Source organism: Thermoproteota archaeon (assembly GCA_030130125.1).
In the GTDB taxonomy this organism is placed as follows: Archaea; Korarchaeota; Korarchaeia; order Korarchaeales; family Korarchaeaceae; genus Korarchaeum.
The window spans coordinates 1-8775 of the sequence record JARZZM010000008.1 but is presented as its reverse complement, the minus strand read 5'-3'; the positions used below and the strand labels follow the sequence as shown (position 1 = coordinate 8775).

General features: G+C 54.2%; 6 protein-coding genes. All 6 read left to right on the top strand.

The annotated features are described in order from the left end of the window. Positions 1–111, top strand: a 111-nt coding sequence (locus QI197_01545) for a DNA-directed RNA polymerase subunit RpoH/Rpb5 C-terminal domain-containing protein (GenBank protein MDK2372043.1), incomplete at its 5' end; no start/stop codon positions are given. Continuing rightward, on the top strand, positions 92–3517 hold the full coding sequence (locus tag QI197_01540) for a DNA-directed RNA polymerase subunit B (GenBank protein ID MDK2372042.1): 3426 nt from the start codon (positions 92–94) through the stop codon (positions 3515–3517). The genes QI197_01545 and QI197_01540, both read left to right, overlap by 20 nt. A 16-nt stretch (positions 3518–3533) precedes the next feature. Further along, positions 3534–7505 carry a DNA-directed RNA polymerase subunit A' gene (locus QI197_01535; GenBank protein MDK2372041.1) on the top strand — a complete coding sequence of 1324 codons (3972 nt, stop codon included), beginning with the start codon at positions 3534–3536 and terminating at the stop codon, positions 7503–7505. Further along, positions 7502–7813, top strand: a complete 312-nt coding sequence (locus QI197_01530) for a 50S ribosomal protein L30e (GenBank protein ID MDK2372040.1) — start codon at positions 7502–7504, stop codon at positions 7811–7813. The genes QI197_01535 and QI197_01530 overlap by 4 nt, the downstream gene beginning before the upstream one ends. Beyond that, positions 7776–8303, top strand: coding sequence for a NusA-like transcription termination signal-binding factor (locus QI197_01525; protein MDK2372039.1), 528 nt, complete (start codon positions 7776–7778; stop codon positions 8301–8303). Before QI197_01530 ends, QI197_01525 begins: the two co-directional genes overlap by 38 nt. A 9-nt stretch (positions 8304–8312) precedes the next feature. After that, positions 8313–8753, top strand: a complete 441-nt coding sequence (locus tag QI197_01520) for a 30S ribosomal protein S12 (protein MDK2372038.1) — start codon at positions 8313–8315, stop codon at positions 8751–8753. The last annotated feature ends 22 nt before the right edge of the window (positions 8754–8775 follow it).

The window sequence follows — 8775 nt, the reverse complement described above, 5'->3', positions numbered from 1 at the left end:
ATACTTGTGACCGACCCCATAGTGATGAAGTTGGGGGCGAAGGAGGGAGATCTGATCCGGATACATCGTGAGGAGGGCTTCTATTACAGGTATGTGGTTAGTAGAAGTTGATTTTTACGATTATGTTGTGGGGGTTGTTTCAGTGCCGTCGACCGTGAATGTTGGGGATGTGAATATCGATTTCTACCCTATAGTAAGGGCCTACTTCCGGGAGCGGAAGCTCTCGGATGTCCAAATAGAGTCCTTCAACAGGTTCCTAGAGAGGGGAATACAGGAGGTCATAGATGCGTTCAAGGAGTTGGAGCTCGTAGAGAACTACAAGTTGGTGTTGAGCAGGGTCTACATGGGCAGGCCCGAGGTGGAGGAGTACGATGGCTCATCGCTACCTGCAATGCCAAACGAGATAAGGCTTAGGAATGCCAATTACCTCGCTCCAATAGAGCTGGAGATAAAGGTGTACTCAGGGGGAATGGAGCTGAAGAGTGAGAGGGTGAGGATAGGCCACATACCCATAATGGTCAGGTCCAAGGGCTGCTACCTCCACGGGCTGGATAAGAAGAGGTTGATAGAGAAGGGCGAGGATCCCAGGGATCCCGGAGGATACTTCATCATAAACGGATCGGAGAGAGTGCTCGTCATCAGGGACGATCTAGCGCCCAATAAGGTGATAGTCGAGCAGACCACGGCGGAGAATAAACCGTACTCGCATGTAGCTCAGATAGTGTCCGCTAAGGCTGGTCTGAGGACCAGGCTCTACCTAGAGTACTACACTCGGGACGGGACGATAAAGGCCTCCACCGGGGCCATAAGGGGAGTTCCCGTCGCCATGCTGCTGAAAGCTCTCGGGCTTGAGAGGGATGAGGATATAGTTGATGCCATATCTAGCGACGAGGAGATAAGGAACGAGTTCCTCTACAGCCTCGACGATGTCCAGAGGCGGGCTGAGGAGGAGGGCACTGTCGGGATGCTCACTCAGGAGGAGGCCTTGGACTACATAGGTAGGAGGCTTGTGCAAGCAGTTCCCAAGGCAGACAGGGTGAGGTACGCGAAGGAGTACCTGAAGAACAACCTGCTCCCTCACATTGGGAACAGCGAGGAGGACAACATAGTAAAGGCCTACTTCCTAGCCAAGATGATAGAGAAGCTGCTTAAGGTCGTGAGGGGTAAGATCTCTCCCGACGATAAGGATCACTTCTCCAATAAGAGGCTCAGACTAGCTGGAACCTTGATGCAGGAGGTCTTCAGAGACGCGTTCTACCAGCTGGTGAGGAGACTTAAGGAGAAGGCGGATGAGCAGCTCAGCAGCGGTGTCTATGACTTGGACGTCAGGAGAATTCTAATGAGTCAGAAGATGATCACTCAACGTATATTGAGAGCAGTAGCCACCGGAGCCTGGCCAGGAGGCGATCTGGGCGTCAGCCAGAACTTGGAGAGGACCAACTACATAGCTACGCTGCACCACTTGAGGAGGGTCAACTCGCCCCTACCAGCTGGGCTGCCCCTTCACGAGGCGAGGCAGATCCACGGTACTTCCATAGGAAGGTTGTGTCCTCTTGAAACCCCAGAGGGAACGAACGTGGGGCTGGTCAGGAGCCTCGCCGTGTTCAGCGACGTGACCTTCGGGGCCGATCCGGAGCCGATTATAGAGATGGTCTTGGACTGGGGCGCCAAACCCGCGGCCCAGGCCATGCCCAAGGAGGTGGGGATGCTAACTCCCATATATGTGGATGGCAGGCTCATAGCTTTCACCGACAAGCCAGAGGATCTGGTAACATTTCTCAGGGAGAAGAGGGCTGAGATGAGTCCTGAGATAAATTTCACCTACAATAGGGAGGAGAATGCCGTCTACATAAACGCAGACGCTGGCAGGATGAGGAGGCCCCTCATACCTGTCGATAGGATAGAAGAGGCGATAAAGCTCCTGCCAGAGGTGGAGGCTGGCAACATAAGCTTCTCCGATCTCGTGAAGATGGGGGTTGTGGAGTTGCTGGATGTGGACGAGGAGGAGTCCGCAGTCATTGCTTACAGCCTCAAGGAGCTGAACGAGAAGCACACCCATCTAGACTTCGCTCCCTACGCTATGTTCGGTGTTGCTGCCTCCCAGATACCCTACGCGGAGCATAACAACATACCTAGGGACATAATCGGCGCCAACATGGTCAGACAGGGTTTAGGCGAGTACGTCGCCAACTGGAGGCTCCGGTTCGATTCTAGGGCCTTCCTAATGTTCTACCCGCAGAGGCCCATAGTAAGGACCCGGGGATCCGAGATAACGGGTTATGATTACAGGCCCTCCGGACAGAACCTCGTCGTCGCTCTCATACCTATGGACGGGTACAACATGGACGACGCCTTAGTCATGTCGAAGGGCTCTATAGATAGAGGCGCTGCAAGAGCGGTCTTCTTCAGGACCTACGAGGCCGAGGCCCGGAGACAGGCCATAATCGAGGGTGATAGGTTCGAGAACCCTCTGCCGCTCAAGAAGGTGTCTGGAAAGAAGGAAGAGCAATACTACCAGAAGCTCGGAGAAGATGGTATAGTGGATCCCGAGACCTACGTTGAGGGAGGGGATGTCCTCATAGGTAAGACTAGCCCTCCTAGGTTCTCACCGGAGCTGTCCATCGGAGGGGGCTACCAATACACCTTCGAGAGGAGGGACACCTCCATAGCCATGAGGGCTTGGGAGAAGGGTGTGGTCACGGATGTCCTGCTAGCAACTAAGACCGGTGGGGAGAAGCTGGTCAGAGTCAAGGTCAGGGACACTAGGCCCCCCGAACTGGGAGACAAGTTCGCCACAAGGCACGGTCAGAAGGGAGTGCTCGGCATGATATACAGGCAAGAAGATATGCCCTTCACCTCCGAGGGGATAGTGCCTGACATAGTGCTCGATCCGCACGCCATACCCTCTAGGATGACTATAGGCCAGCTCTACGAGATACTGGCGGGGAAGGTAGGCGCTCTTGAGGGCAGGTTCGTTGACGGCACCCCGTTCATGTCTGAGCCTGTGGAGGACCTCATGGAGGCCTTGAAGAAGCTTGGATTCGAGTACAGCGGTGAGGAGATAATGTATGATGGCAGGACCGGTCGGATGATAAGGGCTCCCATATTCATAGGCATCAGCTACTACCAGAGGCTCAAGCACATGGTCAGGGACAAGATACACGCCAGGGCCAGGGGACAGATGCAGCTCCTGACGAGACAGCCAGTCGAGGGAAGGGCCAGGGGTGGTGGACTCAGGCTCGGTGAGATGGAGGGAGAGGTGCTCATCTCACACGGAGCCGCTTCGGTAATGAGGGACAGGTACGTTGAGCAGTCAGACAAGACGATAATCTACGTCTGCAAGAATTGCGGCACGGTGGCGTTCTTCAATCAGAGGACTAACGAATTCTTCTGTCCGAGGTGCCAGTCATCCGTTGAGGTGAAGCCGCTGATCACCAGTCACGCCTCGAAGCTGTTCATTGACGAGCTGATGAGCGGTCACATAGACGTTAGGCTGGATGTGAGGGAGGAGGTCTGAAAGAGGAGGTGATTCCATGGCGCTAATATGGGAACCGGTGGCCGATGAGGAGGCCATTCCCTACAGCCTCAGGAAGGTGGTGTTCGGTCTTATCTCCCCGTCTGATGCCCGGAGGATAGGATTCATTGAGATAACCGAGCCGACCGCCTACGACGAGGGCGGCCTACCGGTACAGGGAGGGGTGCTGGATCCCAGACTCGGAACGATAAATCCCAGGAAGAGGTGCCCCATCTGTGGGAACTATCCGAAGAACTGTCCCGGGCACTTCGGTAGGATAGAGCTAGCGATGCCCGTGGTTCACATAGGCTACGTTAAGAGGATAAAGGATGCCCTGAACACCGTCTGTCATAAGTGCGGTAAGGTCCTGCTCCCCGAGGAGGAAAGATCTTACTTCATATCCAAGGCCAAGGAAGTGGCCGGGAGGAATCCTGAGAAGAAGATAGATGACGAGCTGGTCAGACAGGTCAGGGAGGAGGTGAAGAAGTACACCAAGAAGCACAAGAAGTGTCCTCACTGTGGGGCGGACGTGCAGAGGGTGGAGCTGGAGGAGGTATACAAGTTCATAGTCAAGGAACCGGAGCCTAGGAGGCTATGGCCTACTGAGATAAGGGATATACTCGAGAGAGTTAGTGATGATGACTCTCTCCTGATAGGATTCAATCCTGAGAGAGCTAGACCGGAATGGACCGTCCTCACCGTGCTACTCGTACCTCCTCTCCCGGTCAGACCTTCGATCTACCTAGAAACTGGTGAGAGGTCCGAAGACGATCTCACTCACATTCTGGTGGAGATACTCAAGGTAAATAGAAAGCTCCATAACTCCAAGAGGCTGGGCGCTCCCAGCAGCATGGTCGAGAGCGAGTGGGACCTCCTGCAATATTGGGTGAGTGTGTTCTTCAATAACGCTGCCGCTAACATGCCCGTAGCCACGCAAAAGGGGACTAGGAGGCCACTCAAATCCCTATTCCAGAGGCTCAGCGGCAAGGAGGGGAGGCTCAGGAAGAACCTCATAGGCAAGAGGGTCAACTTCTCCAGCAGGACCGTGATCTCCCCCGATCCGATGATAGACATAGACGAGGTAGGAGTACCGGTGGAGATAGCCATGGTCCTCACCGTTCCGGAGTACGTCAATGAGAACAACATAGAGAAGCTCAAGGAGCTCGTCATGAGGGGGCCCGATGAGTATCCCGGCGCCAACACCGTGAGGAAGGGTGGAGCCACTCCATTGAGCCTGAAAATAATTCAGAGGAAAGGTAAGGAGGCGCTCAAGGAGGTCGCCGAGCAGTTGGAGCCCGGTGATGTGGTGGAGAGGCATCTGATGGACGGAGACTACGTCATATTCAACAGGCAGCCGTCACTACACAAGCTCTCCATGCTCGGACACAGGGTGAAGGTGCTGCCCGGCGCTACGTTCAGGCTTCATCCCGCCGTCTGTGTTCCCTACAATGCGGACTTCGATGGAGATGAAATGAACCTCCACGCGCCCCAGCTCCTCGACGGGGCTATCGAGGCTAAAGAGCTGATGGGTGTGAAGAACAACATGCTCTCCCCGAGGACTGGAGGTTCCATCGTAGGAGCGAGACAGGACTTCATAACGGTCCTGTACATGATAACGAAGAAGGACTCGCTCTTCGATAAGTCAGAAGCGACGAGGATCCTCGCCAGAGCTGGCATAACGGAGCTTCCAGAACCGGCCATAAAGAAGCCCAAGGAACTATGGACCGGGAAGCAGCTCATATCAGTACTGCTCCCCAGGGATTTGGACTTCGAGTCCGTGGCCAAATCAGCCAAGGGAGTGGAGTGTAAGGATCCCTCCTGTCCTGGGGACGGGTATGTGCTGATAAGGAAGGGCCAGCTCCTTTCCGGCGTCTTGGATGACGACATCGTAGGCACCCTCGTCAAGGGAAAGCTCACGATAATAGATGTTCTCATAAGGGATTACGGTAATGACATGGCCGCCGACTTCCTCAACAAGCTGCTGAAGATAGCCGCCAAGGAGGTTATGCTCTACGGAATAACCACCTCCCCCAAGGAGTTGATGATGCCTGAGGAGGCCTACAAGGAGATAGATGGTATCTACTCCCAACTCAAGGAGGAGGTAATGGAGCTGATAAGGAGCAGACCTATAGTCAGGAAGACGGCCATCTACAGGACCAAAGAGGAGCTCCTCAGATTGATGAGAGAGGAGCAGATGCTCGAATTCGATATAGTTCAGACGATAGATAGCTTCTGGAGCAAGGTCAGCGACGTCGTCGCCAAGTACGTCGATCCGAAGTCCAATGTGGCCATAATGGCCAAGACCGGAGCTAGGGGCTCAATAGCGAACCTGTCACAGATAATGGGCCAGGTCGGGCAGCAGAAGATCAAGACGAGGATCGGATTCGTGCTGACCAGCGGTAGGCCTAGGAAGGGGTATAGGGACAGGGTGCTCTCCTATTTCGAGAGGGGCGACCTCAGCCCCGAGGCGAGGGGATTCGTGAGGAACAGTTACGTAAAGGGATTGAATCCAGTGGAGTTCATATTCCACGCCATGTCCAGCAGGGAGTCCCTCATAGACAAGGGTAGGAGAACCGAGGACAGCGGGTATTTCTATAGGAGGGTTGCTAACTCCCTCAAGGACGTTTACGTGTCCTACGATGAAACGGTCAGGGACTCGCTGGGACACATCCTCCAATTCAGGTTCGGCGGTGATGGGTACGACCCGACCAAGCTGTTCAGAAACGAGCCCGTCAACATTAAGAGGATAATAGAGAGGCATGTGAAGGGTAAGAGGAAGAGGGGCGTTTCTAAGAGTAAGATAGAGGAGGAACTGAAGGAGGCTGGGCTCCCGACAGCTCTAGCGGATAAGATACACGAGGCGAGACCAAAGGAGTCTGAGTTCAAGGCCATAATAGAGGAGCTAAAGGAGGGATTCGAGAGGGCCAAGGTAGAGGTCCTGACCCCGATAGGCCTCATCAGTGCCCAGAGCATAGCGGAACCCACCACCCAGATGGTCCTCAGGACCTTCCACGCGCCCGGACTGCTGGCCATGGATGTGACCCATGGGGTGGAGAGGTTCAAGGAGCTGGTTTTCTATGCCTCCACGAGCACTCCCACCATGGAGATACACCTCAAGCCCGAATGCCAAGACGATGAGGTGAAGATAAGGAAGGTTATAAGGAGCATCAGGGAGCTGAGGATAAGAGATCTTATAGAGGAGTATGCCATAGACAACTTCGGCTATAGGCTCATACTGAAGCCCGACATGAGGGCTCTAGAGAGGAACCTCATCACCCTCGACAAGTTTGTGGGTTACATAAGGAGCGCCGTCAAGAACATGAAGGGGGAGGTCTCCCTAGAGGGCGATAAGGTCATAGTAGAGCTCTTCGAGGCAGCTAAGAAGGATAAACCGCTTCAGACCCTCAGATCTTGGTCTTACAGGGTGCTGGACAAGCTGGTCTCCGGTATAAAGGGGATAAAGAGGGCTTGGGTGGAGACCGTGGAGGTGGACGGTAAGAAGGAGTACGTGATAAGGACCACTGGATCCAATTTAGCTGAGGTGCTCAACTTGAGCTGCGTCGACGTATCCAGGACGATAACCAACGATTGTAAGGAGATCGAGAAGGTCTTGGGGATAGAGGCTGCTAGGAACTGCATATTCAAGGAGCTGGCCCGTATATTGGAGGAACAGGGTCTGGAAGTTGATAGGAGGTACATCTCTCTGGTGGCCGATACGATGACCTATTCGGGTACCATAGAGGCCATAAGGTTGCAGGCTGCTGGAGTTGCATCAGGATTCTTCAGCGAGATGAAGACTCCCCTCAGCAAGATGGCCTTTGAGTGGACCACCCACGTCATCCTGAATACTGCTAGACGCGGTGAGGACAATCCGATAGTGGGGCCACTAGACGCTTTAATAATGGGACAGACCCCGCCAATAGGGACGGGAAGGGTTTCGGTCAGGTGGGATCTCAGCCCGCCCGGTAGCAGTAGAGGTGATGATGAATGAGCAGCGAAGTCGAACCCGAGCTTTACCTAGCCCTCAAGTCCGGAAATGTGATACTGGGAGCTAGAAGGGTAGTAAAGCAGCTTAAGTCCGGTGAGAATCCCAAATTGGTGATAGTCGCCAGCAACGCGCCGCCGAACATAAAGATGGAGGTCGAGTACCTAGCCAGGCTGGCCAAAGTACCAATCTACCAATACCCCGGCAAGTCCATCGACCTAGGAAGGGCCTTTAAGAAGCCCTTCTTCGTTTCAGTAGCAGCGGTAATGGAGGAGGGTGAGTCCAAGATCTTGGAGGTCTTGGGAGTGGAGTGATCTTTGGAGGTGTAGGAGGATTCCAGGCAGGAAGGTCATCATAACGCCTGAACAGTTCCGCTACATACAGCTCTTCCATAACATGCTAGGAGTTAGGCCCAAGGATGTAGTGGAGGACAAGGAGGAGAATAGGCTGGTCTTCGTGGTGGAAAAGGGCGATCTGGGAAGGGCAGTGGGGAGAGGAGGGAGGAAGCTGAAGACCATGAGGCGCCTCTTGAGGGAGGACCTAGACATGTCCATCGAGGTCGTGGAGTTCGACGATACTCCAGAGGGATTCGTGATCAACCTGCTGAGCCCAGCCAGAGTACCCAAGGTCAGGATAGTGAAGCAGGGTGATGAGACCGTCGCTATCGCCTATGTGGTAGAGCAAGATAAGAGCATAGCCATAGGAAAGAACGGTAGAAGGATAAAGAGGGCCAGAGTCTTGGCCAAGAGGTGGTACAACATAGACAACATTAAAATAGCAACATGGACTACCCCTACCTCGTGAGGTGGTTGCATGGGTAAGAAATCTCCGCTGGGACTGTACGCTGCTCGAGGGCTGGCTGAGAAGTACAAGGAGAAGAGGCTCCATAGCTGGAAGGTTAGAAGGAGACTGTACAGGTTGAAGGAGAAGTTCGATCCTCTAGAGGGCGCGCCCATGGCTAGGGGCATAGTGCTGGAGAAGGTGGGTCTGGAGGCGAGGCAACCTCACTCTGGCCTGAGGAAAGCAGTCAAGGTTCAGTTAGCCAAGAACGGGGTCATAGTCACCGCGTTCGCACCGGGAGATGGCGCGTTGAACGTGATCAATGAGCACGATGAGGTGATAATAGAGGGAATCGGTGGTTCCAGGGGCAGGTCCATGGGAGACATACCCGGGGTCAGATATAAAGTGATAAAGGTAAACGGCGTATCCCTGCAGGCCATACTGCAGGGTAAGAAGGAGAAGCCCAGCAGGTGATCGCATGAGCGAGGAGGTTGAG

Bases quoted from the DNA above. Each gene is read 5' to 3' on its own strand.
- QI197_01530 (MDK2372040.1), top strand. From the start codon at position 7,502: ATGAGCAGCGAAGTCGAACCCGAGCTTTACCTAGCCCTCAAGTCCGGA.
- QI197_01520 (MDK2372038.1), top strand. From the start codon at position 8,313: ATGGGTAAGAAATCTCCGCTGGGACTGTACGCTGCTCGAGGGCTGGCT.
- QI197_01535 (MDK2372041.1), top strand. From the start codon at position 3,534: ATGGCGCTAATATGGGAACCGGTGGCCGATGAGGAGGCCATTCCCTAC.
- QI197_01540 (MDK2372042.1), top strand. From the start codon at position 92: ATGTGGTTAGTAGAAGTTGATTTTTACGATTATGTTGTGGGGGTTGTT.